The following is a 23,784-nucleotide window of genomic DNA, read 5'->3' on the forward strand; positions in this document are numbered from 1 at the left end:
TTGTGTTAAAATCTGAATTAAGAAAAAAAATTCTTAAAGTAAGAAAAAAATTTAATAAAAAAAATATTCAGCTCAACTTTAAGCAAATTTTAAAAATTCTTAAAAAAGAAAAGATAACCAATCAGATTATGATAGGTGGATACTATCCGGTAAACTTTGAGATAGACGACTTGACACTGCTAAGAAAATTTAAAAAGAATAAATTTAATATTTCTTTGCCCATAATTAGGAAAAACTTTCAAATGGATTTTTATTCATGGTCATTTTCTGAGCCTTTAAAAATAAATAAATATGGAATACCTGAACCAGAAGCTAAAAATATAGTATACCCTGACGTTTTATTAATTCCCTTGGTAGCATTTGATAAAAAATTAAACAGACTTGGATATGGTGGTGGATACTACGATAGATTAATTGAAAAATTATCAAAAAAAAAAAATATCATAAAGATAGGTTTAGCTTTTTCAATTCAAGAAATTGATAAAGTACCAACTAATATGTATGATCAAAAATTAGATTATATTGTAACAAATAAAAATATTATAAAATGAAAATACTCTTTTTAGGTGATGTAGTTGGCATTTCAGGACGGTCGATGGTTTTGAATAATTTACTATCAAAAATTAAAGATGAAAAAATCGATTTTGTAGTTGTCAATGGTGAGAATGCAGCTGACTCAGGTGTTGGTCTTACAGAGGAAATATGTAAAGATTTTTTTAACTGTGGTGTAGATGTTATTACAACGGGTAACCATGTGTGGGATCAGAAAGAAACAATGTCTCATATTGAAAAAGAAAATCGACTTCTTAGACCTAAAAATTTATTTGAACCATCTCCAGGAAAAGGCTTTGGAATATTTACTGCTAAAAATGAAATGAGAGTAGGAGTGCTTAATTTGATGGGAAATGTTTTTATGAAGAAATGTGAAGATGTATTTGAAGCAGCTGAAAAATTTATGAAAAAATATAAGCTTAAAGAAGATTATGATTTTTTATTAGTTGATTTTCATGGTGAAATAACAAGTGAAAAGTCAGCTATGGGACATTTTTTTGATGGTAAGGCAACATTGGTTGTTGGAACTCACACGCATATTCCAACAAATGATACTAGAATATTAAAAGGTGGTACTGCTTATCAAACTGATGCAGGAATGTGTGGTGATTATGACTCAGTTATTGGAATGAATAAAGATAATTCAATTAATAGGTTTTTAAAAAAAAAGTCCACAAAGCACTTTCCAGCAATTGGTGAAGCTAGTTTGTGTGGTGTGATTGTTGAATGTGATGTAGAAACAGGGTTAGCAAAAACTGTAAAAAATTTTATACATGGAGGAGAATTAAAAAATTCTCAATAATTATTATGTCGGGTCATTCAAAATGGGCAAGTATAAAACACTCTAAAGGAAAAGCAGACAAACAAAGATCTAAAGTATTTTCAAAATTATCTAAAGAGATAAGTGTAGCAGCAAAACTAGGTGATAAAGATCCTGCGATGAACCCAAGACTTAGATCTGCAATTCAAGCTGCAAAATCAGCCAACATGCCAAAAGATAATATTGAAAGAGCTATTGCCAAATCTTCGGTTAATTCTGAAACAAATTATGAAAATTTAAGATATGAAGGATTTGGTCCAGATAAAATAGCCGTGATTGTAGAGGCGTTAACTGACAATAAAAACAGAACAGCTTCCAATGTTAGATCTATATTTGTAAAAAGTGGTGGCAATTTAGGAACTCAGGGATCTGCTTCACATAATTTTAATCAGTTAGGGATTATTAAAATTGATAAAAAAGAAATATCAGATGAACAAATTTTTGAACTAGCAATTGAATCTGGTGCAGATGAGTGTATTTCAAATGATGAATTTCATGAAATTCAATGTCCTATGAGTGAAATTTATAATGTAAAAAAAAATTTAGAAAAAACAATTGCAAATTTTATTTCAACTGAGATTGAATGGGTTCCTTTAAATAGTGTAGATGTTGAAAAAGATAAAGTGGAAACGGCAATAGAGTTTTTAGAAACATTAGAAGATGATGATGATGTTCAAAGTGTTTATTCAAATATAAATTTTAAGAATAACTAATGCTTATTATTGGAATAGACCCAGGCATAACAGGTTCTATTTGTTTTTTTCAAGATGGTAAAATAATTGATGTTATTGAAATGCCCAATATGCCTGAAGGGAAAAAAAATAAAAAACAAGTTAATGGTGCTCAAATTTATTATGAAATCTCTTCAAGAATTAAAGACATAAATAAGGGAGATATCAAAGTTATAATTGAACAAGTATCAGCTATGCCAGGTCAAGGGGTTACTAGTATGTTTAATTTTGGACAATCGTTTGGTATTTTAAAAGGAATTTGTTCTGCAATGCAATTACCGATGTATTTTGTAAGACCGACAAAATGGAAAAAATATTTTAACCTTATTAATTCAGAAAAAGACGCTAGTAGAACAAAAGCAATAGAGGTATTTCCTTATTTTTCATCAGAGTTATCGAGAAAAAAAGACTCAAATAAAGCTGATGCGATATTGATTGCTAGCTTTTATTACGAAACTTATAAACTAGAAGAATAAATAAAGACTTTAAAAGTCAAATTCATGACACATTTAAGTGTGAAACCTTCAATATGGAAGCTGATATTACATCTCAAGCAGTAGGCCTTGCCTCAAATACTGATTTTTCCTTGTGGAGTTTATTTTTAAGAGCAGATTTTATTGTAAAATCAGTAATACTTATGTTGATTGGCTGCTCTATATATTCATGGGCTGTTATTATTGAAAAATTTAGACTGTTTAAAAAAATAAATTTAGAGTCTGAGGAATTTGAAGAAAAATTTTGGAAATCAAAATCAGCCGAAACTTTTTACAATAGTTTGCCAGCTGATGTAGAAAACCCTACGGCCTTGTTGTTTAAAGATACAATGCAAAGTTTATTAAAAGCCAAAAGTAAAACTAACCTAAATGAAAGAATGGCAAGCATACTTGAGGTTAATATTGAAAAACAAATTTCAAAAATAGATAAAGGCTTTACTTTTTTAGCAACAGTTGGTTCGACGGCACCTTTTATAGGCTTGTTTGGAACTGTATGGGGAATAATGAACTCATTCCAATCTATAGCAATCTCAAGAAACACAAGTTTGGCAATTGTAGCGCCAGGAATAGCTGAAGCCTTATTTGCAACTGCTCTTGGATTATTAGCCGCAATACCTGCAGTTGTTGCTTATAATAAATTTAATAACGACTCAAAAAAATATTCACAAAGATTAGAAAATTTTTCTAAAAGATTTTTATCAATAATATAAAATGGCTTTTAATCTCAAACGTTCATCAAAAGAGCCTATGAGTGAAATAAATGTCACTCCATTTGTTGATGTAATGTTGGTGTTATTAATTATATTTATGGTAACAGCACCATTATTAACAGTTGGAATACAAGTTGATCTACCCGAAAGTTCTGCTGATTCATTACCTGAAGAATTAGAACCATTAACATTATCTATAAATTCTAAAGGTGAAATATTTATTCAAGAATCTAAAGTTGAGTATGATAAAATTATTGCTAAGATTTTAGCTGTATCTAAAAATAGAACAGACACTAGAATTTATGTTCGAGGAGACAAATCGATAAACTATGGTAGAGTTTTAGAAATAATGGGAATGCTATCTGGCTCCGGCTTTACTAAAGTAGCATTAATTTCTGAGCCATATAAAGAGAGGTAACTAAAGTGAATAGAAATATTGTTATTTCTTTTGGGCTTCATATATTTCTTGTGGTAATCACAGCTATGAGCTTACCATTCCTTGCTAAAAAACCGATTGATCTTCCACCGATTATATCAGTTGAGCTGATTCAAATCACAGACAAAACTAATATTCCTTTTGCACCAAAAGCAAAAAAAATAATAGAGAAAGTTAAAGAAAAAGAAAAAAAATTAGTTTCTGAACAGGCACCACCAAAAAAAATAAAAAAACAAAAGCCAGATGCTGTGCCATTGCCAGATGAAAAAATAGAAAAAATAAAGAAAATTAAGGATGAAAAACAAAACCCTGAAAAAGAAGAAACAGAAATTAAACAAATTTCAGAATTTGAAAAAAAAGAACTATTTGACACTAATAGTATTGCTGCATTAATTGATAAATCTAAGACTGAGAGTGCAGAAACAAATAAAAAATCCAATAAAGTTACTCAAGATCAAGATAAAGATATGGATTTTTCAGGATTAACTTTAAGCGAAGAAGATGCTCTAAAAGCTCAAATTTTTGGTTGTTGGAGTATTCCTCTAGGGTTACCGTTTAACGAAGATTTATTAGTTAGAATTAAGTTACAATTAAAGCCAGATGGCTCTATTATAAAAACAGAGATTCTTGATCATGCTAGAATGAATAGGCCTGGACAGGGATTTTATAAAGTATTAGCTGAAAGTGCATTAAGAGCTATAAAGCTTTGCCAACCTCTTAGAGTACCTAGTACAGGTTATGAAAGATGGAAAGATATGCAGCTAAACTTTGATGCTAGAGAAATGTTAGAAGGATAAAAATGTTATTAAGATATTTATTTATATTATTTATTATTATTCCCATTAAAGCTTTTGCTTTAATTGAAGTTGATATTACTAGAGGAAATTTAAATCCTTTGCCAGTTGCTGTATCCCCTTTATCAATAGATAATAAGTCAAAAGAAAATTTTAAAAAAATTTTAAAACAAGAAGATTTAGGATCAGAAATTTCAATAGTTGTTGAGAATAATTTAAGACAATCTGGTCTATTTAATCCACTAGACAAAAATGCATTTCTTCAAGAACCAGATGTGGCTAATTTAAAACCAAGGTTCGAAGATTGGAATTTAATTAAAGCACAAGCTCTAGTGACAGGCAAGGTTACATTTGTAGATGAAAAACTAAGAGTAGAATTTAGATTATGGGATGTTTTAGCTGGAAAAGAAATGATGGCTTTAGCATTTACCACTGTTCCTAGTAACTGGAGAAGAGTAGGTCACATTATTACAGATAAGGTGTATGAACGCTTAACTGGAGAAAAAGGTTATTTTGATACTAGAATAATATATGTTTCTGAGGAAGGTCCTAAAACTAAAAGAATAAAAAAATTAGCAATAATGGACCAAGATGGCTTTAATAATAAATATTTAACACTTGGAAATGAATTAGTTTTAACACCAAGATTTAGCCCAACAAATCAGATGGTCACATATCTTTCTTATTTTAGAAATTTACCTAGGGTATATTTATTAGATATTGAAACTGGAATGCAAGAAGTAGTTGGAGATTTTCCTGGAATGACATTTGCCCCAAGGTTTTCACCTGATGGAAAAAAAATTATAATGAGTTTTGCTAAAGATGGCAATTCTGATATTTATACTATGGATCTTGAAAACAGAATTGTTGAAAGAATTACCAATCATCCATCAATTGATACATCACCCTCTTACTCACCAGATGGAAAAAAAATTACTTTTAACTCAGACAGAAGTGGCTACCAACAAATTTATGTAATGGATAGTAATGGAAAAAATGTTAAGAGAATCTCATTTGGGAATGGCTTGTATGGAACTCCAGTTTGGTCTCCAAGAGGTGATTTAATTGCATTTACAAAGCTTCATAAAGGAAAATTTTATATTGGAGTAATGAGAACAGATGGAACTGGTGAAAGACTACTAACAGAGAACTTTTATCAAGAAGCTCCATCATGGTCACCAAATGGAAGGGTTCTTATCTTTTATAGAGAAACTAAGACTAACTCTAAAGGAGAGGGATTTTCAGCCAAATTATGGTCTATTGATTTAACAGGGTACAATGAAAAGATGGTTGAAACTGAAACTGATGCTTCTGACCCATCTTGGTCGTCTTTATTAAGCAATTAGTCTTAATTTTACTTGATTTTTAACTTGAAAGGTCTAATTAAATATGAAAAAAATAAAGTATTACAAAACAAGGATCAAGGAGCAACAATGAACTTAAGCAAGATTTTAAAAAATGGATTTCTAATTGTTTTAGCAAGTTTAGTATTAACTGCTTGTGCTACAAAAAAAACAACAACAGGACAAATGCAAGGTGATGTTTATACAGGAACAGATTCTGTAGAATATTTAGCTTCTGGTGTTCCAGATAGAGTTTTCTTTGCAACAAATGAAACTATACTTACAACAGCTTCAAGAGAAACTTTAAGAAAACAAGCTGCATGGTTAAGAAAAAATTCAGATATTAATGTTGTATTGGAAGGTCATGCTGATGAAAGAGGTACAAGAGAGTACAACTTAGCATTAGGTGAAAGAAGAGCTAATTCAGCAAAAGACTATTTAATGACGTATGGAATTTCTTCAGACAGAATTTCTGTATTAAGTTATGGTAAAGAAAGACCAGTAGATTCTGGATCCAACCCTTTAGCATGGTCTAAAAATAGAAGATCAGTTACTGTTAAAGCGAACTAATCAAATTAATAAATTATAAAAGGACCCTATCACATTTGTGAATAGGGTCTTTTTTTTGCCATCATTATAATTACTACTGAATTTATTATGTTTAATTATAAAAAAATAATTCGATTAAAATTAATATTAGTCTTTATATTTTTTCCAAATATTATTTTTGCTGATAATCATAATGTAAATGAAATTTTAGAGTTAATTCAAAAAGATTTAAAAACCCTAGAAAAAGCTGTTTACTCAGGGTCAATTAATTCAAATAGTCAAACAAGCACAAACGAAAACTCTGAGGATGTTTTAACAAGACATCTTCTAAAATTGTCTGATGTTGAAAAACAATTTCAAGAACTGACTAATAAGTTTGAAGAAATTAATTTCAAGTTAGATAAATTATCAAATAGGCTTTCTAAGGTTCAAGCAGATAACCAAATTAGATTTCAAGATCTGGAAAATGCTTTATCATCTGGAGAAATTGAAAAAAAATTAACTTCGATACCAAAGGAACAAGTAGACAAAACTTTACCAGGTTCTTCACAACCTCAAGACTTGGGGTCTATTTCATATAAAGATACAGAAAATGTAGAAACTAGTCAGCAAATACAATCAGTAGAAACTACTGCATCAATAGTGACAGAAAACTTTGAATCAGAAAAAAATATACTTCCAAATGCTACTCCAGAAAAACAATATGAATTTGCAACTAGTTTTTTAAAGGTAGGTGATTACAGCACTGCAGAAAGAGCTTTTAGGGAATTTGTGATAAATAATTCAGACCATAAATTGGCAGGCAATGCTCAATATTGGTATGCTGAAACGTTTAGAATAAGACAACTTTATACAGATGCAGCTACTGCTTATCTTGAAGGATATCAAAAATATCCAAAAGGTGAGAAGGCTCCTATAAATTTATTAAAACTTGGTGTATCAATGGTTCAAATAGGAGAAAAAGAGCAAGGTTGTAAAATGATTGTGGGGGTTGAAGAGCAATATCCTAAAGCAAATCAATCTGTGCTTCAAAAAGCAAAATATGAATCAAAAAAGTTTGAGTGTTCAAAACAAAACTCATAAACAAATTCTTAGTTTTTTAAAAAATCAAAAAATTTCTAAAGTTTATAGTGAATTCTCTTCCTCTTTAAATTCTGGGGAAAATTTTGCAGTAGCAGTTTCAGGTGGACCCGATAGTTTGGCACTGGCTTACTTGGCTAAATGTTATTCAATAAAAAATAAAATAAAAGTTAAATTTTTTTTAGTTGATCATAGACTTAGAACTGAGTCGACAAAGGAAGCAACGATAGTAAAAAAAATTTTACAAAAAATTGGTATCACATGCAAAGTATTAATCTGGAAAGGTAAAAAACCTTCTAGAAATATTCAGTCTTTAGCAAGAGAAGCAAGATATTCTTTACTATCAAAAGAATGTAAAAAAAATAATATTAAGCACTTATTATTAGGACATCATTCAAATGATTTAGTTGAAAATTTTTTAATTAGAGTGGTTAGAGGGAGTGGACTAAATGGATTGGTATCTTTTAACAAAAGTGTAAAATATAAAGATGAAGATCTAAATATTTTAAGACCATTACTAAACTTAAAAAAAAATGATTTAATTAATATTTCTAAAATAGTATTTAAATTTTTTATTAAAGATCCATCTAATATTAACGAGATATATAAAAGAACAAGAATTAGAACTTTATTAGAATCTCTTGAAAGAGAGGGATTGGACTTAAAAAAACTAAAATTAACCATTGATAATTTAAGAGACTCAGACAAATCAATTAAGTTTTATGTTAACAAAAATTTGAAGGATAATTCTACACATATTAAAACAAAAGATACTTATATTTTAAGTCATAATTTTTTTGATCAATCGCATGAAGTTGTTTTTAGATCTTTGACATTTGTTATTCAAAAAATAGGAAAAAAATACTATCCTGTTAGAGGAAAAAGTATCAACGAACTGATTAACCGAATTATCCTAAAGACATTTTCAAAAATAACTTTAGGAGGTTGTTTTGTTGAAAGAGTTAATGAGACCATATTAATTTCAAGGGAAAACACTAATAAAGTTAAGGTTTTGTAACAATTTGACACTTGTTTAATTAATAATAATTATTATCTTATAACTATGAATATGAAGAATTTAGCAATGTGGGCAGTAATTGTTTTTCTAACAATAGGCCTTTATAATATGTTTAAGAACCCTCAAGCTAATGTGGGCAAAGGTAATTCTATTATATTTTCAGAATTTTTATCAGAAGTTGATAATGGTGGAGTTATAAAAGTTGATATTCAAGGAAACAATATTAGAGGAGTATTAGCTAATGGAAATACTTTTTCTACTTATTCACCGAATTATCCAAATTTAATTGAGAAGCTATCTGAAAAAGGGGTAAGTATATCAGCTGCTCCTTTAGAAGATAAGATGCCGTCTTTGTTTGGTGTTTTATTGTCGTGGTTTCCGATGTTGTTACTAATCGCTGTTTGGATTTTCTTTATGAGACAGATGCAGGGTGGCAAAGGTGGAGCCATGGGTTTTGGAAAATCTAAGGCAAAGATGATGAATGAATTAAAAGGTAAAGTTACTTTTGATGATGTCGCTGGAGTAGAAGAGGCTAAAGAAGAAGTAGAAGAAGTTGTTCAATTTTTAAAAGATCCTAAAAAGTTTAGTAGACTTGGTGGAAAAATACCAAGAGGATGTTTATTAGTTGGCCAACCTGGAACAGGTAAAACTTTACTTGCTAGAGCTATAGCTGGGGAAGCAGGAGTTCCGTTCTTTACAATATCAGGATCAGATTTTGTTGAAATGTTTGTGGGTGTTGGAGCCTCAAGAGTTAGAGACATGTTTGAACAAGGTAAAAAAAATTCACCCTGTATTATTTTTATAGATGAGATAGATGCTGTTGGAAGAAGTAGAGGTGCTGGTCTTGGAGGAGGTAACGATGAAAGAGAGCAAACTTTAAACCAGTTATTAGTTGAAATGGACGGTTTTGATACGAATGAAGGTGTAATAATTATTGCCGCTACAAATAGACCTGATGTATTAGACCCAGCATTATTACGACCAGGTAGATTTGATAGACAGGTAGTTGTTGGACTTCCAGATATAATAGGAAGAGAAAAAGTATTAAAAGTTCATGTTAAAAAAATTAAAATGGCACCTGATGTAAATTTAAGAACAGTAGCTAGAGGAACCCCAGGTTTTTCAGGTGCAGATTTAGCAAATATAGTTAATGAAGCGGCATTACTTGCTGCAAGAAAAAATAAAAGACTAGTTACTCTAACTGAGTTTGAAGAAGCAAGAGATAAAGTGATGATGGGATCAGAAAGAAGATCCATGGTCATGACAGAAGAAGAAAAAACATTAACAGCTTACCACGAAGCTGGACATGCAATAGTAACTATCAATGAGGATGCAGCTCATCCAATTCATAAGGCAACAATCATTCCAAGAGGTAGAGCCTTAGGAATGGTTATGCAACTACCTGAGAGAGATCAGCTATCTCAAACAAGAGAGCAGCTTCATGCTCAATTAGCTATAGCTATGGGTGGAAGAGTAGCAGAAGAAATCATATTTGGTGAAGATAAAGTTACAACTGGTGCATCTAGTGATATTGAACAAGCAACTCAAAGAGCAAGAGCCATGGTAATGCAAGCGGGCCTTAGCAAAGAGTTGGGACCAGTTGCTTATGGTTCGAATGAAGAAGAAGTATTTTTAGGAAGGTCTGTTGCGAGAACTCAAAATATGTCTGAAGAAACTGCAAAAAAAGTAGACTCAGAAATTAGAAAAATTGTCGATAAAGGTTATGAAAGAGCAAGAACAGTTTTAACTGAAAAAATTGATGATCTGCACAAATTAGCCAAAGCTCTCTTAACATATGAAACACTTACCGGTGAAGAAATAGAAAACCTGATTAATAAAAATATATATCCAAGCAATAAAGAGGATTTAAAAGTTGAAGATGAAGATAAAGGTTCAGCTTTAAGTTCAATGGGTCTTAAGCCGAAAATAGTTCATTAATACTAAATGAAAAAATATTACACAAGAGCGTGTAATTTTGCTTATGGTCAATTTTCAATTGAATTAGTTAGAAAAAAAAAAATCTCCCACTAAATGGTAATAAGAAAATTTCTTTTGGACAAATTGAAATTCTTACACGAACTTCTATCAAAAAAATTTATCTTAAAGATATAAAAAAATTACCCAAACTACTGAAAAAAAAAATTAATAAAGATCTCAAGACTATCGTTAAAAAAAATAAAAACTTTTCAAGTTTAAATTTTAATAAAATACCTAATATAATGGGTATATTAAATTTAACACCAGATAGTTTTTCTGATGGGGGTAAATTTAATAAAAAGAAAAAAGGAATATCTCATGCAAAGAATTTATTTAAATCTGGAGCAGATATTATTGATGTTGGTGGAGAATCAACAAGACCTGGATCTAAACCTGTAAGTAAAAAGGAGGAATGGAATAGAATAAAAGAAATATTAAAAGATGTTAATAAAAAAATTCCACTATCATTAGATACAAGAAAATCAGAAATTATGATTAAAGGGATTCAGTTAGGAGTTAAACTTATAAATGACGTGTCAGGTCTAAGTTATGACCCTAAAACAGTTAAGGTATTGATAAAAAGCAAAACTCCATTTGTCATTCAACATTCACAAGGTACACCAGAAAAAATGCAAAAAAACCCTAAGTACAAAAATGAATTATTAGATATTTATGATTTTTTTGAACAAAAGATTAAATTTTTAAGATCCAAGGGTATAAAACATAATAATATTGTAATTGATCCAGGAATTGGTTTTGGAAAAAATTTGAAACATAATATGAATTTAATTAGAAGCGTTTCTATTTTTCATACTCTTGGTTTTCCTATATTACTTGGACTTTCTAGGAAAAAATTTATTAAGGATTTATCTGGAAAAAATGATAGCAAGGAAAGATTAGGTGGAACAGTAGCTTCTTCCATGTATGCAATAATGCAAGGAGTTCAAATTCTAAGAATTCATGATGTGAATGAATTAAGACAAAGTATAAAGGTGTTTAAAGAATTAATTAAAAACTAATGGCAAAAAAATATTTTGGAACAGATGGAATAAGAGGTGCCGTTAATAGTAAAAATATTAATGGAGACATGTTTTTTAAATTTGCTCTTGCAACAGGAACTTACTTCAAAACTCAAAAAAAAAAGAAACAAATAGCAATAATTGCTAAAGATACGAGACTCTCAGGGTATAGTTTGGAACCTGCGTTAGTATCAGGACTTACATCGGCTGGTATGCATGTTTATACATTAGGCCCACTTCCAACCAATGGCTTAGCAATGCTCACAAAAAGTATGAAAGCTAATATGGGAATTATGATTACAGCATCTCATAACCCATATCATGACAATGGGTTAAAATTATTTGGACCTGATGGGTTAAAACTGTCAAATAAAATTGAAAAGAAAATTGAAACTTTAATTGATCAAAAGATTGAAAAATCTTTATCAAAACCAAAAAAATTGGGTCGTGTAAAAAGGTTAGAAACTGCAAATAAAGATTATATAAAAATTTTAAAAAGTAATTTACCAAAAGATTTTAATCTAAGAGGTTTAAGAATAGTAATTGATTGCGCAAATGGGGCTGGATATAAGGCAGGACCTGAATTATTAAAATCTTTAGGTGCTAAAGTATTTTCAATTGGAATAAATCCTAATGGTCTTAATATTAATAAAAATTGTGGATCTACTTTTCCAAATAAAATCAGATTGGCAGTAAAGAAATATAAAGCACATTTAGGAATTTCACTTGATGGAGATGCCGACAGAATTATTATGTGTGATGAAAAAGGTATTGTAATTGATGGAGATCAAATAATTGCCGCAATAGCAATGAGATGGAAAAGAAAAAAAATGTTAAAAGGAGGTGTAGTTGGCACGTTAATGTCTAACTATGGATTAGAAAAGTTTTTTAAACTACATAATATAAAATTCTTAAGATCAAATGTAGGAGATCGCTTTGTAAAAGAGAAAATGCAAAAAAATAATTTTAATTTAGGTGGTGAGCAATCTGGGCATATTATTCTAGGCAAATTTGCAACCACTGGAGATGGCTTATTAGTTGCTTTAGAAGTTTTATTTTCATTAAGAAAAGGAAAAAAAGCTAGTATTTTTTTTAATACCTTTAAGAAAACTCCACAAATATTAGAAAATATTGATGTTAAAGACAAAAATATAATTAAAAATATTGATATTAAAAATTCTATAAAATCAGCAGAAAAATTAATTAAAGGTCAAGGTAGAATATTAGTTAGAAGCTCAGGAACGGAGTCTAAAATCAGAGTAATGGGAGAGAGTGATAATATTAAATTGCTTCAAAAATGTTTGAAAATCATTTTAAGAAAAATTAAATAAATTGAAACCAAAATCTAAAATATTAGTTATTGCTGGATCAGATTCATCTGGTGGTGCTGGCATCCAAGCTGATATTAAAACTATCACAGCTTTAGGTTCGTATGCCATGACAGCAATAACAGCTGTCACAATCCAAAATACAACAGGTGTAAAATCAATAGTACCAATTGATCCTAAGGAAATTTCAAATCAAATAGAATTTACCTCAAAAGACATTAAACCTGATGCCATAAAAATTGGAATGTTGCATTCTACAAAAGTAATAAAATCAGTAATTCATTCATTAAATCTTATTAAAGTTAAAAAAATAATTTTAGATCCTGTTATGGTAGCTAAAGGTGGTGCAAAACTTATTGATGATAAGGCAATTCAGTTATTAAAAAATGAACTAATTAAAAAAGTTAGCCTAATTACTCCAAATATTCCAGAAGCTGAAATATTAACTAAAACTAAAATAAGAACAAAAGAAGATATGATTTTTGCTGCCAGCATACTAATAAAATTAGGAGCAAAAAATGTTTTTATAAAAGGTGGTCATTTAGAATCTAAAATCGTCCAAGATATTTTTGTAAACAAAAATGAAATTTTCATTATAAAAAATAAAAGAATTACAACCAGGAATACACATGGCACTGGTTGCACCCTTTCTTCTGCTATTTCTACATTTTTTTCATGTGGAAAAACCTTAAAGAGATCTTGTGAGCTTGCAACTAAGTATGTACACAATTCAATAAATTCAAACCTTAAATTCGGTAAAGGTCATGGGCCTATCAACCATTTAAGTTCAGTAACAATAGAAAAAAAATTTAGATAATGAAAAATGTTGTAGTTGTTGGATCTCAATGGGGTGACGAAGGAAAAGGTAAAATAGTCGACTGGCTATCAGACCAAGCAGATGTTGTTATTCGTTTTCAAGGAGGACACAATGCTGGACACACATTAGTAATTGATGGAACAACTTATAAATTAAGATTACTACCTTCTGGAATTGTAAGAAAAAATAAAATTTCTATTATAGGAAATGGAGTTGTTGTTGACCCTTGGGCACTATTAGAGGAAATAGAGGAAATTAAATCTAAGGGTGTTGAGGTTAATGTGGATAATTTTATAATTTCAGAATCTGCAAATCTTATTTTACCATTTCATAGAGAGATGGATGAAATAAGAGAAGATGCTGCTGGAAAAGGAAAAATTGGAACAACAAGAAGAGGAATTGGGCCAGCCTATGAAGATAAAGTGGGAAGAAGATCAATCCGTGTTATGGATCTAAGATCTGAGACTAATCTAGACCATAGATTGGAAACAGTGCTTCTTCATCATAATGCAATTAGAAAAGGGTTAGGTAAAAAAATTTTTGAAAAAGATAATCTTAAAGAAGAACTCTTAAAAATTGCTCCAGAAATATTAAAGTTTTCTCAACCTGTTTGGCTTAGAATTGATGAATTTAAGAAACAAAAAAAAAGAATATTATTTGAAGGTGCACAAGGAATACTACTAGATGTGGATCATGGAACGTACCCTTTTGTAACATCATCCAATACTGTTGCATCTGCGGCTGCAACAGGAACTGGTTGTGGTCCTAATTCTATTCATTATGTTCTTGGAATAACAAAAGCTTACACCACCAGAGTTGGCGAAGGACCTTTTCCAACTGAGTTAACAAATGATATCGGAGAATTGCTTGGTTCAAGAGGCAAAGAATTTGGGACTGTCACTAGTAGAAAAAGAAGGTGTGGTTGGTTTGATGGTGTTTTGGTTAGACAAACAATTAAAATTTCAGGTATAGACGGAATAGCATTAACTAAATTAGATGTTTTAGATGAATTAGATGAAATTAAGATGTGTGTTGAGTATGAGCTTGATTGTAAAAAAATGGATTACTTACCAGCTGCAGTTGAGGATCAGCTAAAAATTAAACCAATTTATAAAACTTTTCCTGGATGGAAAAGTTCCACACAAGGAATAAAAAATATTGAAAATTTACCAGAAAATGCAAAAAATTATATTTACGCATTAGAAGATTTTATTGGAACAAAAGTTTCAAGTATTTCAACAAGCCCTGAACGAGAAGATACTATTCTTTTAGAAAATCCTTTTGAGGTTTAGTTCGCTGGAAGTAGATTTTTAGATTTAGCAGATAATAACATGTGTTTTTGAAGCTTCTCAAATGCTTTATTTTCAATTTGTCTAACTCTTTCTCTACTAATTTTGTATTTTTTACTTAAATCTTCAAGTGTTGTAGGTTCATCATTTAATCTTCTAGAGTATAAAATCTCTTTTTCTCTTTCATTAAGAATTTTTATAGAATCTTTAAGTAAGCTTTGTCTTTGTCCCATTTCTTCTTGATGTGCAAATTTCAGATCATGATCAAGCTCTTTATCTACCAACCAGTCTTGCCACTCATCACCATCTTCTCCAACTTGCGCATTTAAAGAAAATTCTTTGCCAGATAGTCTTCTGTTCATTGAAATTACTTCATCTTTGTTGACATCTAACTTGTTTGCAATTTCAGTTACATGCTCAGGTCTTAAATCACCTTCAGATTGAGGAGCGATTTGATTTTTAATTTTCTTTAAATTGAAAAATAATTTTTTTTGTGCAGTTGTTGTTCCTATTTTTACTAAGCTCCAAGATCTTAGAATATATTCTTGTATAGAAGCTCTAATCCACCACATTGCATAAGTTGCTAATCTAAATCCTTTCTCAGGTTCAAATTTTTTAACAGCTTGCATTAGCCCAACATTTCCTTCTGAAATCATTTCATTTACTGGAAGACCGTATCCCCTGTAACCCATCGCAATTTTTGCAACGAGTCTTAGATGACTAGTAACAAGTTTTTCTGCAGCTTTAACATTCCCTGTTGCCTTCCAATTTTTTGCAAGCATATATTCTTCTTCTGCTGCCAGCATAGGAAATTTTTTAATTTGTTCCAGATAAGCTGATAAACCACCTTCATTAGAAAGTGCGGGAAGATTACTATTCATTGTAGTACTCATAAGTTGTATTTATTTAATTGACTATAGTATTATTTCAAGGTTTTATTTGCCAGTATTTCTAAGCAATACTAAAATATTTTCAAGTTCTTGTGGCAAAATTGAGGTAAAAACCATTTCCTCATTAGTTCTTGGGTGAATAAACCCCAATGTTTGAGCATGCAAAAATTGTCTATCTAATTTATAAATTAAATTTTCTAAACTAGTATCGATATTTTTAAGTTTTTTATATTTTTTTTTATATTTTCCATCACCCATAATACTATTACCCATATGTGTCATGTGAACTCTTATTTGATGCGTTCTTCCAGTTTCCAATCTGCATTCCACTAAGCTTAATGTAGGAGTTTTATCATTTTCAAAAATCTCAATTGTTTTGTAATTAGTGATTGCTCTTTTGCCTTTAGAATTGCTAACTTCCATCATCTGTCTATTTTTTGAGCTTCTAGTTATAAACGTATCAATTTTTCCAGAGGATGGTCTAAGTTTCCCCCAAATTAAAAGCTGATAAACTCTCGTAATTGTGTGCTCACTAAATTGATGTGATAAGTTTTCGTGTGTTTCATTATTTTTAGCAATAACTATTAATCCTGAAGTATCCTTGTCAATCCTATGAACTATGCCAGGCCTTAGTTCATCACCTATTGTGGATAACGAGTCCTTGTTATAATGCATTAAGGCGTTAACAATTGTTTCATCATAATTTCCTGCACCTGGATGCATGATTATACCTGCCGGCTTGTTGATTATTAGCAAATCATCATCTTCATAAACAATTTGTAACTTAAAATTATATGGCTTTAATGATGCTTCTTTAGGTTCTGGAATTTGAAGATTTATCTCATCTCCACTCAGTACTTTTTTTGAGGGACTATTAATAATTTGATCATTTATTTTTAATTTTTCTTTAAGAATTAAATTCTTAATTCTGGATCTGCTAATTAAGTTTTCTCTTTTATTAATGAATACATCAAGCCTGAGATTATTCTCATCTTCACCAACTATTAAATTAATGTTTTTTTCCATAAAATGTAATATTAATACTATATGCGCTTGTAGCTCAACTGGATAGAGCGCCTGACTTCGGATCAGGAGGTTCTGGGTTCGACTCCTAGCAGGCGCACCATAACCAAACAAAATGTCTAATACTTTGATGCCCTCCGCAATCTATCATTTATAGCTTTACCAAGCCCTATATTAGGAATCTTTTCCACAGCAATCGATTTATAACCCTCATTTTTTATTTTTCTTAGACACGAATAAAGGTTTTTTGCTGCTTCATCTAAATTACTTTTCGAAGTTAAATAAAAATAATTTTTGGGTTTAGTTTTCTTTTTCTTAATTAATATGAAAGCTTCATCATTTTTTGGTTTTGTGACGTTCATTCTTAAAGGAATACCAGGAGAGTAATGTAGCCGTGATTGACCAGGGGCTATTTTTTTCTTAGGATTGGTAGATATATTCATCTTGAAACCTAAAGCTGTTTGAATTTTTGAAATATCTAGACCTCCTAATCTCAGTATAGTTGGTCTAGCTGTAAGATTAACTATTGTAGACTCTATTCCAATAGCGCAAGTACCTCCGTCTAAAATATATTTAATTTTATTACCGAATTCTTCTTTAACATCTTTTGCATTAACAGCACTTACTTTAGTTGTAATATTAGCACTAGGTGCAGCTAATGGATAATCTAGCTGTTTTAGTAAATTTTTAAATATTGTGTGTTTTGGAAATCTTACTGCTAAACTTTTCTTATTATTAGTTACATATTTTGAAATCTTAGAGTTTTTTTTTAATTGTAATACGTATGTTATTGGGCCAGGTGAAAATTTTTTATAAAGTTTAATAAAATTATCATTTATCAAGCAATCTTTTTTAAGAGAATCGATATCGTGATAATGTACGATTAAAGGGTTGTTTTTTGGTCTCTTTTTTAAATTATAAATCTTATTTACTGCTGAATTCTTGTATGCATTCGCGGCTAGACCATAAACGGTTTCAGTAGGTACGCCAATACAGTAATTTTTATCAAGGTATTTTTTTGCTTTTTTGATATTTGATTGATTAGATTTCATGTATTAATAATTATTATTATATGAAAGATAAAAATTTACCACTTGATAATAACACACTGTCTCTTGAGGAGTTAACAAAAGAGGCAAATAATATTATTGAATCTTTAGAGTCAGAGAAAGACTTGCAGAATTCAATTGATTCATACCAGCAATTATTAAAATTAAATAATATTATTGAAAAAAAATTCTATAAAACTTCAAAAATGATCAATGAAGAAACAAAAAAAAAAATTAATAATATAAGTTCAAAAAAAAATGCAAAATAAACTTGCTAGAATAGCAAAAGATACAAACTTATTTTTAAAGCGATTTATTAAAAGACAAAAAAGAACAGAATTAATAGCTGCTATGGAATATGGGTTATTTCCAGGTGGAAAAAAAATTAGATCAAAAATTTTAATTGATATAGGAGCTATATTTAAAATTAATTATAAAACATTAATTTCTATTGGTGCTGCAGTTGAGTGCATTCATGCTTATTCCTTAATACATGATGATTTACCGTGCATGGATGATGATAAAATGCGAAGAGGAAAAATTTCTACACATATTAAATTTGGAGAATCAACGGCGGTACTTGCGGGAAACTCACTTTTAACAATGGCTTTTGAAATCTTAGTTAGTTCGAACTTAAAGATAAATGAAAAAATAAAAGTAGATCTGGTAAAAAAACTATCTGTGTCTTCTGGACATCTAGGAATAGCTGGTGGCCAATATTTAGATCTTAATTTTGAAAAAAAAAAAGTTTCTAAAAATAAAATAATAGACATGGAAATAAAAAAAACTGGTAAGCTTTTTAGCTTTTGTTGTGCTGCTCCAGTTATTATTAAGAGAAAAAGCAATAAACAAATAAAGTTTTTTGAAAATATAGGATCAAATATTGGACTTTTATTTCAAATTGCTGACGATTTAATAGATTTTAAAGGCTCTACAGTCATTGCTGGTAAAATAACAGGTAAAGACAAGAAAAAAGGTAAAGCTACTTTAATTAATTTACTAGGATATCAAAATGCTATTAAATATGCTGATAAAATTAAGTCTAAAATAATTAAAGATTTAAATAAATATAGTTTAAAAACTAATAGTTTAAATGAAACCTTAGACTACATTTTAAAAAGAAATAAATGATGCAAGACTACAAATTTTTAAAAGATATTAATTTTCCTTCTGATTTAAGAAAATTATCAGAGGGTGATCTTCAAGAAGTTTCTAACGAAGTTAGAAAAGAAATGATTGATGCAGTATCTGAAACGGGAGGACATTTAGGTGCAGGTCTTGGGGTTGTTGAGCTAACTGTTGCCTTGCATTACGTATTTGACACTCCAAATGACAGGTTGATTTGGGATGTGGGCCATCAAACTTATCCACATAAAATATTGACTGGAAGAAAGTCAAAAATTAAAACTTTGAGACAAGGTAATGGATTGTCTGGTTTTACAAAAAGATCTGAGAGTGAGTATGATCCATTTGGTGCAGCACACAGCTCAACATCAATATCATCTGCTCTAGGTATGGCAGAAGCAAACAAATTATCTAATAAATTAAACAATATAATTGCAGTCATAGGAGATGGTGCAATTAGTGCTGGTATGGCATATGAGGCAATGAATAACGCTGGTGCTTCAAAAACTAAAATGATTGTTATTTTAAATGATAACGATATGTCGATTGCAAAACCAGTAGGAGCTATGAGAGCCTATTTAGCTAAACTTTTAACAGGAAAAATTTATTTTAGTTTAAGAGAAACGTTCAAATTAATAGTTTCTGCTTTTTCCAAAAGATTTAGTGCAAAAGCTGGAAAAGCTGAGGATTTTTTAAGATCAGTTGTAACTGGTGGTACTCTTTTTAATTCTTTAGGTTTTTATTATGTTGGTCCAATAGATGGACATGATTTGTCCACACTCATACCAATTCTAAAAAATGCAAGAGACTCAAAGCATCAAGGTCCAATTATGATTCATGTAAAAACTCAAAAAGGTAAAGGCTATTCTTATGCTGAAAAAGCTAGTGATCATTATCATGGTGTTTCAAAATTTAATGTTGTAACTGGTGAACAGGTAAAAAGTGGAACAAATCTTCCAGCTTATACAAAAGTTTTTGCAAACACACTGGTTAAGCACGCAGAAAGAGACAGCAAGGTTGTAGGAGTTACTGCTGCTATGCCAGGTGGAACAGGCATGGATATTTTTGCTAAAGATTTTCCAAAAAGAATGTTTGATGTTGGAATTGCTGAACAGCATGGTGTTACTTTTGCTGCAGGATTAGCTACTGAAGGTTATAAGCCATATGTAGCAATCTATTCGACTTTTTTACAAAGAGCTTATGATCAAGTGGTTCATGATGTGGCTATTCAAAGTTTACCTGTGAGATTTATAATAGATAGAGCAGGTCTAGTAGGCGCTGATGGATCAACTCATGCTGGCTCATTCGATATTACTTATCTTTCTACTCTTCCTAATTTTATAGTAATGGCACCAAGTGATGAATCAGAACTAGTTAAAATGATAAATACCTCGACAATTATTAATGACAAACCTTGTGCTATTAGATACCCAAGAGGAACTGGTATTGGAGTGGAATTACCATCAATAGATGAAAAAATAGAAATAGGAAAAGGAAGGGTTATTCAAGAAGGGAAACAGGTTTGTATTTTAAGCATAGGAACTAGATTAGAAGAATGTAAAATTGCAGCTGCAGAATTAAAGAATAAAGGAATTGATTCAACGATAGTTGATGCACGTTTTGCTAAACCTTTGGATCAAGAACTTATTTTAAAGTGTGCGAGAGAACATGAGGTTATGATTACTGTAGAAGAGGGGTCCATTGGAGGTTTTGGCTCTCATGTGGAAAATTTATTATCAGAAAAAGGTATATTCGATAAAGGTTTAAAATTTAGAACCATGATATTACCTGACATTTTTATTGAACAAGATAGTCCGAAGAAAATGTATGATGTTGCTGGTCTTAATGCATCTCAAATATCAAAAAAAATACTAGATATTTTATTTACAAAAGAGTCGATAAAAGTAGTTAAAAATTAAATTTAAAAAATTAGCTACACTGAGCTTTGTTCATTAGATAATGGTCTAATAAAACACAATTCATCATTGCTTCCCCTACTGGAACAGCACGAATGCCAACACAAGGATCATGTCGACCTTTAACAGAAATTGTAGTATTTTTTCCAAACTTATCTATAGTTTTTCTAGTTGTTAAAATCGATGATGTTGGCTTAACAGCAAATGAAACAACAATTTCTTGTCCTGTTGAAATACCACCAAGAATTCCACCTGCATTATTAGAGTTAAATTTTAATTTTTTACCTTTTTGTGAAATTTCGTCTGAGTTCTGCTCTCCACTTAATTGAGCAGAGTTCATTCCTGAGCCAATATTAACACCCTTAACAGCATTAATACTCATCATTGCAGAGGCAATATCCATATCTAATTTAGAATAAATTGGAGCACCTAAACCAACTGGAATTCCTCTGGCTCTTACTTCAATAACTGCTCCACAAGATGATCCAGACTTTCTTATATCTAACAAATATTTTTCCCAAAGTTTCAGCATATTCTTATCAGGACAAAAAAAGGGATTTTTGTTAATTGTTAGATCGTTCCATTTTCTAGTATCACATCCCAATATTCCTAATTGAGTAACAGCCCCTACAACTTTAAATTTTTTACCTAATTTATTCTCTAAAACTTTTTTAGCAATTGCACCCGCAGCAACTCTTGCAGCTGTTTCTCTTGCAGAGGATCTTCCACCGCCACGGTAATCTCTTATTCCATATTTCTTAAAGTACGTAAAATCAGCGTGTCCAGGTCTAAATTTATCTTTGATATCTCCATAATCTTTCGACCTCATATCTTGATTGTAAATAATTAAAGAAATAGGTGTTCCAGTCGTTTTGCCCTCAAATACACCAGATAAAATTTGCACTTTATCATCTTCTTTTCTCTGTGTTGTAAATTTTGATTGTCCTGGTTTTCTTTTATCTAGTTCAACTTGAATATCTTGCTCTTTCAAGTTTATATTTGGTGGACAACCATCAACGACACAGCCTAATGCTGGTCCATGAGATTCTCCCCATGTTGTGAAACGAAATTGCTTTCCAAAAGTATTAAATGACATTATCTATAGTATATAGATTATTTTGTTAAAATTATGAATCAAAAAAACTCATTAGGCCTTAATAAATGCTTTTTAGATAAAATTGATCCAATAGATTTATTTGAAGTTTGGATGAATGAAGCAAAAAAAACAGAGTTAAATGATCCAAATGCACTAGCTTTAGCCACATCAGATCAAAATAATTTTCCATCAATTAGAATGGTCTTATTAAAAGATTTTAACAAAGATGGATTTGTTTTTTATACCAATCTAAATAGTCAAAAGGGAAATGAATTAAAAAAAAATCCAAAAGCATCCATGTGTTTTCATTGGAAAAGCCTTCTAAGACAAGTAAGAATTAATGGAATGGTGCAAAAAGTTTCTAATGAAGTGGCAGATGAATATTATAACAGTAGAGGTTATGAGAGCAGAATTGGAGCATGGGCCTCAAAACAAAGCACGATATTAAATAATAGAGATGAGCTTTTAAACTCAATAGAAGAATATAAGAATAAATATAGTAATAAAGATGATGTTCCAAGACCAGAGCATTGGTCAGGTTGGAATTTAATACCTGCAAGTATAGAATTTTGGTTGGATGGAGATAGTAGAATTCACGAAAGATTAAAATACACTAAGGATAATAAGGGTAACTGGGCTAAATCTTTATTAAGTCCTTAAAAAGTTCTTTGTAGACTAAACGAGGTGAGACTTTCCAAAATCTTTTTTTCATTACTATCTTTGAAGACTGTTAAAGAATTCGATGCAAGGTTAATAAAATGTTCAGCTTTTTTGTAGCATTCATTGATTACGTTGTATTTCTTAATAAGCTCTAAAGTAAAATTTAAATCTTCATTTGATCTTGTTTCTTGTTGAAAAATATTTTTTAATTTATCTTTTTCTGTTGTTGATACATTTTGAAATAATAAAATAACAGGTAGGGTAATTTTACCTTCAAGAAAATCTTTACCAATTTTTTTGCCAAAAAAATTTAGATCAGAATTATAATCTAAGGTGTCATCAGCAATTTGAAATGTTAAGCCTAAGTTTTTTCCATAAAACTCTAGTGCTTCTTTTTCTTTTGTTTCTGCATTTGATAAAATTGCACCAACTTTAGTTGCTGCAGAGAAAAGCTCAGCTGTTTTTGCTGTAATAATTTTGAAATAGGTTTCCTCTAACATATCAACTTCACCTTTGTGTTGTAGTTGCAATACTTCTCCCTGAGCAATCTTTGATGAGGTTGAGGACAAAAGTTTTAAGACTTCTATGTTTCCATCTTCTACCATCATCTCAAAACATCTACTTAAAAGATAGTCTCCAATTAATACAGAGGAGTGATTTCCCCAAATTGAATTTAATGTTTTTTTACCTCTTCTAATATTTCCAAGATCAATAACATCATCATGCATTAAAGTTGCTCCATGTATCATTTCTACACATGCTGCTAAATTAATATCTCGACCTCCTTTAGTATAGCCACACAACTTAGCCGATCCAAGAGTTAGTAGGGCTCTTAATCTTTTTCCACCGGTGTCGATATGATATTCAGTCATTTTCTGAACTAGATCAACTTCACTCAAGAGTTTTGATTTAATTTTTTCTTCAACTAAAACTAATTTTTCATCAACGGAATCCTTTAGTTGATAATATGAATTGTTTATTTGGTTTCTTAGCTGAACTACAGTTCCCATAAAAAATAAGTTAGTATAATTAAGTTATATTTATTACTTATCAATTGACGCACCTTAA

25 protein-coding genes and 1 tRNA gene are annotated in these 23,784 nt (G+C 30.3%); 21 read left to right on the plus strand and 5 right to left on the minus strand.

What is annotated here, in order from left to right; translation table 11 throughout:
• The first annotated feature begins 2 nt into the window (after nt 1-2).
• From AC5SLY_RS01005 to AC5SLY_RS01080, 16 genes are all read left to right on the plus strand, one after another.
• Nucleotides 3-551, plus strand: a complete 549-nt coding sequence (locus AC5SLY_RS01005; RefSeq protein ID WP_018413876.1) for a 5-formyltetrahydrofolate cyclo-ligase — start codon at nt 3-5, stop codon at nt 549-551.
• Nucleotides 548-1,354, plus strand: a complete 807-nt coding sequence (locus AC5SLY_RS01010; protein WP_018413877.1) for a TIGR00282 family metallophosphoesterase — start codon at nt 548-550, stop codon at nt 1,352-1,354. Before AC5SLY_RS01005 ends, AC5SLY_RS01010 begins: the two co-directional genes overlap by 4 nt.
• Before the next feature lie 5 nt (nt 1,355-1,359).
• On the plus strand, nt 1,360-2,085 hold the full coding sequence (locus tag AC5SLY_RS01015; protein ID WP_494598928.1) for a YebC/PmpR family DNA-binding transcriptional regulator: 726 nt from the start codon (nt 1,360-1,362) through the stop codon (nt 2,083-2,085).
• Nucleotides 2,085-2,579: a crossover junction endodeoxyribonuclease gene (locus tag AC5SLY_RS01020; RefSeq protein WP_494598930.1), complete on the plus strand. Its 495-nt coding sequence runs from the start codon at nt 2,085-2,087 to the stop codon at nt 2,577-2,579. The genes AC5SLY_RS01015 and AC5SLY_RS01020 overlap by 1 nt, the downstream gene beginning before the upstream one ends.
• Nucleotides 2,580-2,632: 53 nt before the next feature.
• Nucleotides 2,633-3,307 carry a protein TolQ gene (gene tolQ, locus AC5SLY_RS01025; protein WP_018413880.1) on the plus strand — a complete coding sequence of 225 codons (675 nt, stop codon included), beginning with the start codon at nt 2,633-2,635 and terminating at the stop codon, nt 3,305-3,307.
• A 1-nt stretch (nt 3,308) separates the two neighbouring features.
• Entirely contained in the window at nt 3,309-3,725 is a 417-nt protein-coding gene (gene tolR, locus AC5SLY_RS01030) for a protein TolR (protein WP_006997309.1), read from the plus strand.
• A 5-nt stretch (nt 3,726-3,730) separates the two neighbouring features.
• Nucleotides 3,731-4,540 carry a cell envelope integrity protein TolA gene (gene tolA, locus AC5SLY_RS01035; protein WP_006997308.1) on the plus strand — a complete coding sequence of 270 codons (810 nt, stop codon included), beginning with the start codon at nt 3,731-3,733 and terminating at the stop codon, nt 4,538-4,540.
• 2 nt (nt 4,541-4,542) lie between these two features.
• The gene (gene tolB, locus AC5SLY_RS01040) at nt 4,543-5,883 is read left to right on the plus strand and encodes a Tol-Pal system beta propeller repeat protein TolB (protein WP_006997307.1); all 1,341 of its coding nucleotides are present in this window, start codon (nt 4,543-4,545) and stop codon (nt 5,881-5,883) included.
• A 24-nt stretch (nt 5,884-5,907) separates the two neighbouring features.
• On the plus strand, nt 5,908-6,450 hold the full coding sequence (gene pal / locus AC5SLY_RS01045; RefSeq protein WP_494598931.1) for a peptidoglycan-associated lipoprotein Pal: 543 nt from the start codon (nt 5,908-5,910) through the stop codon (nt 6,448-6,450).
• An 87-nt stretch (nt 6,451-6,537) separates the two neighbouring features.
• Nucleotides 6,538-7,512 (plus strand): tol-pal system protein YbgF, encoded by a 975-nt coding sequence (gene ybgF / locus AC5SLY_RS01050; RefSeq protein WP_494598932.1) that lies wholly within the window; start codon nt 6,538-6,540, stop codon nt 7,510-7,512.
• Nucleotides 7,472-8,527 carry a tRNA lysidine(34) synthetase TilS gene (gene tilS / locus AC5SLY_RS01055; RefSeq protein ID WP_494598933.1) on the plus strand — a complete coding sequence of 352 codons (1,056 nt, stop codon included), beginning with the start codon at nt 7,472-7,474 and terminating at the stop codon, nt 8,525-8,527. Before ybgF ends, tilS begins: the two co-directional genes overlap by 41 nt.
• A gap of 51 nt (nt 8,528-8,578) precedes the next feature.
• A complete protein-coding gene (ftsH, locus tag AC5SLY_RS01060; protein ID WP_271479875.1) occupies nt 8,579-10,465 on the plus strand; it encodes an ATP-dependent zinc metalloprotease FtsH in 1,887 nt (628 codons plus the stop codon).
• 281 nt (nt 10,466-10,746) lie between these two features.
• Nucleotides 10,747-11,523: a dihydropteroate synthase gene (gene folP / locus AC5SLY_RS01065; RefSeq protein ID WP_494598934.1), complete on the plus strand. Its 777-nt coding sequence runs from the start codon at nt 10,747-10,749 to the stop codon at nt 11,521-11,523.
• A complete protein-coding gene (glmM, locus tag AC5SLY_RS01070) occupies nt 11,523-12,854 on the plus strand; it encodes a phosphoglucosamine mutase (RefSeq protein WP_494598935.1) in 1,332 nt (443 codons plus the stop codon). The genes folP and glmM overlap by 1 nt, the downstream gene beginning before the upstream one ends.
• A 1-nt stretch (nt 12,855) precedes the next feature.
• Complete coding sequence (gene thiD / locus AC5SLY_RS01075) at nt 12,856-13,668, plus strand: bifunctional hydroxymethylpyrimidine kinase/phosphomethylpyrimidine kinase (protein WP_006997300.1); 813 nt, start codon at nt 12,856-12,858, stop codon at nt 13,666-13,668.
• On the plus strand, nt 13,668-14,960 hold the full coding sequence (locus AC5SLY_RS01080; protein WP_494598936.1) for an adenylosuccinate synthase: 1,293 nt from the start codon (nt 13,668-13,670) through the stop codon (nt 14,958-14,960). Before thiD ends, AC5SLY_RS01080 begins: the two co-directional genes overlap by 1 nt.
• On the opposite strand, the gene rpoH is transcribed toward AC5SLY_RS01080, so the two are convergent.
• Nucleotides 14,957-15,838 carry an RNA polymerase sigma factor RpoH gene (gene rpoH, locus AC5SLY_RS01085; RefSeq protein WP_018413888.1) on the minus strand — a complete coding sequence of 294 codons (882 nt, stop codon included), beginning with the start codon at nt 15,836-15,838 and terminating at the stop codon, nt 14,957-14,959. The two genes, AC5SLY_RS01080 and rpoH, sit on opposite strands and share 4 nt — an antisense overlap.
• Nucleotides 15,839-15,892: 54 nt before the next feature.
• Entirely contained in the window at nt 15,893-16,873 is a 981-nt protein-coding gene (locus tag AC5SLY_RS01090; RefSeq protein ID WP_026225053.1) for an RluA family pseudouridine synthase, read from the minus strand.
• A 23-nt stretch (nt 16,874-16,896) separates the two neighbouring features.
• Between AC5SLY_RS01090 and AC5SLY_RS01095 the strand changes: the two genes are divergently transcribed.
• Nucleotides 16,897-16,973 (plus strand) — tRNA-Arg (locus AC5SLY_RS01095).
• Between the two features lie 16 nt (nt 16,974-16,989).
• Here AC5SLY_RS01095 and AC5SLY_RS01100 read toward each other — a convergent pair.
• Nucleotides 16,990-17,922 carry an L-threonylcarbamoyladenylate synthase gene (locus AC5SLY_RS01100; protein WP_018413889.1) on the minus strand — a complete coding sequence of 311 codons (933 nt, stop codon included), beginning with the start codon at nt 17,920-17,922 and terminating at the stop codon, nt 16,990-16,992.
• Nucleotides 17,923-17,942: 20 nt separating this feature from the next.
• Here AC5SLY_RS01100 and AC5SLY_RS01105 point away from each other — a divergent pair, with 20 nt between their 5' ends.
• From AC5SLY_RS01105 to dxs, 3 genes are read left to right on the plus strand one after another with little or no spacing between them, the layout of a single operon-like run.
• Entirely contained in the window at nt 17,943-18,188 is a 246-nt protein-coding gene (locus AC5SLY_RS01105) for a hypothetical protein (RefSeq protein ID WP_018413890.1), read from the plus strand.
• On the plus strand, nt 18,178-19,050 hold the full coding sequence (locus AC5SLY_RS01110) for a polyprenyl synthetase family protein (RefSeq protein WP_494598938.1): 873 nt from the start codon (nt 18,178-18,180) through the stop codon (nt 19,048-19,050). Before AC5SLY_RS01105 ends, AC5SLY_RS01110 begins: the two co-directional genes overlap by 11 nt.
• Nucleotides 19,050-20,963, plus strand: coding sequence for a 1-deoxy-D-xylulose-5-phosphate synthase (dxs, locus tag AC5SLY_RS01115; protein WP_494599120.1), 1,914 nt, complete (start codon nt 19,050-19,052; stop codon nt 20,961-20,963). Before AC5SLY_RS01110 ends, dxs begins: the two co-directional genes overlap by 1 nt.
• A 10-nt stretch (nt 20,964-20,973) precedes the next feature.
• Here dxs and aroC read toward each other — a convergent pair whose 3' ends face one another.
• Nucleotides 20,974-22,056 carry a chorismate synthase gene (gene aroC, locus AC5SLY_RS01120; protein WP_494598939.1) on the minus strand — a complete coding sequence of 361 codons (1,083 nt, stop codon included), beginning with the start codon at nt 22,054-22,056 and terminating at the stop codon, nt 20,974-20,976.
• Between the two features lie 33 nt (nt 22,057-22,089).
• Here aroC and pdxH point away from each other — a divergent pair, with 33 nt between their 5' ends.
• On the plus strand, nt 22,090-22,716 hold the full coding sequence (pdxH, locus tag AC5SLY_RS01125; RefSeq protein ID WP_494598940.1) for a pyridoxamine 5'-phosphate oxidase: 627 nt from the start codon (nt 22,090-22,092) through the stop codon (nt 22,714-22,716).
• Here pdxH and AC5SLY_RS01130 read toward each other — a convergent pair.
• Complete coding sequence (locus AC5SLY_RS01130; RefSeq protein WP_494598941.1) at nt 22,713-23,726, minus strand: polyprenyl synthetase family protein; 1,014 nt, start codon at nt 23,724-23,726, stop codon at nt 22,713-22,715. The two genes, pdxH and AC5SLY_RS01130, sit on opposite strands and share 4 nt — an antisense overlap.
• Nucleotides 23,727-23,784 lie beyond the last annotated feature (58 nt).

Source organism: Candidatus Pelagibacter sp. PS_23 (assembly GCF_059417905.1).

Coding starts and splice junctions, on each gene's coding strand:
- AC5SLY_RS01080 (WP_494598936.1), top strand. CDS start 13,668: ATGAAAAATGTTGTAGTTGTTGGATCTCAATGGGGTGACGAAGGAAAA.
- glmM (WP_494598935.1), top strand. CDS start 11,523: ATGGCAAAAAAATATTTTGGAACAGATGGAATAAGAGGTGCCGTTAAT.
- ybgF (WP_494598932.1), top strand. CDS start 6,538: ATGTTTAATTATAAAAAAATAATTCGATTAAAATTAATATTAGTCTTT.
- AC5SLY_RS01110 (WP_494598938.1), top strand. CDS start 18,178: ATGCAAAATAAACTTGCTAGAATAGCAAAAGATACAAACTTATTTTTA.
- tolB (WP_006997307.1), top strand. CDS start 4,543: ATGTTATTAAGATATTTATTTATATTATTTATTATTATTCCCATTAAA.
- AC5SLY_RS01105 (WP_018413890.1), top strand. CDS start 17,943: ATGAAAGATAAAAATTTACCACTTGATAATAACACACTGTCTCTTGAG.
- AC5SLY_RS01100 (WP_018413889.1), bottom strand. CDS start 17,922: ATGAAATCTAATCAATCAAATATCAAAAAAGCAAAAAAATACCTTGAT.
- AC5SLY_RS01130 (WP_494598941.1), bottom strand. CDS start 23,726: ATGGGAACTGTAGTTCAGCTAAGAAACCAAATAAACAATTCATATTAT.
- AC5SLY_RS01015 (WP_494598928.1), top strand. CDS start 1,360: ATGTCGGGTCATTCAAAATGGGCAAGTATAAAACACTCTAAAGGAAAA.
- dxs (WP_494599120.1), top strand. CDS start 19,050: ATGCAAGACTACAAATTTTTAAAAGATATTAATTTTCCTTCTGATTTA.
- AC5SLY_RS01010 (WP_018413877.1), top strand. CDS start 548: ATGAAAATACTCTTTTTAGGTGATGTAGTTGGCATTTCAGGACGGTCG.
- ftsH (WP_271479875.1), top strand. CDS start 8,579: ATGAAGAATTTAGCAATGTGGGCAGTAATTGTTTTTCTAACAATAGGC.
- folP (WP_494598934.1), top strand. CDS start 10,747: ATGGGTATATTAAATTTAACACCAGATAGTTTTTCTGATGGGGGTAAA.
- tolR (WP_006997309.1), top strand. CDS start 3,309: ATGGCTTTTAATCTCAAACGTTCATCAAAAGAGCCTATGAGTGAAATA.
- aroC (WP_494598939.1), bottom strand. CDS start 22,056: ATGTCATTTAATACTTTTGGAAAGCAATTTCGTTTCACAACATGGGGA.
- tilS (WP_494598933.1), top strand. CDS start 7,472: ATGAATCAAAAAAGTTTGAGTGTTCAAAACAAAACTCATAAACAAATT.
- rpoH (WP_018413888.1), bottom strand. CDS start 15,838: ATGAATAGTAATCTTCCCGCACTTTCTAATGAAGGTGGTTTATCAGCT.
- pdxH (WP_494598940.1), top strand. CDS start 22,090: ATGAATCAAAAAAACTCATTAGGCCTTAATAAATGCTTTTTAGATAAA.
- AC5SLY_RS01090 (WP_026225053.1), bottom strand. CDS start 16,873: ATGGAAAAAAACATTAATTTAATAGTTGGTGAAGATGAGAATAATCTC.
- tolQ (WP_018413880.1), top strand. CDS start 2,633: ATGGAAGCTGATATTACATCTCAAGCAGTAGGCCTTGCCTCAAATACT.
- AC5SLY_RS01020 (WP_494598930.1), top strand. CDS start 2,085: ATGCTTATTATTGGAATAGACCCAGGCATAACAGGTTCTATTTGTTTT.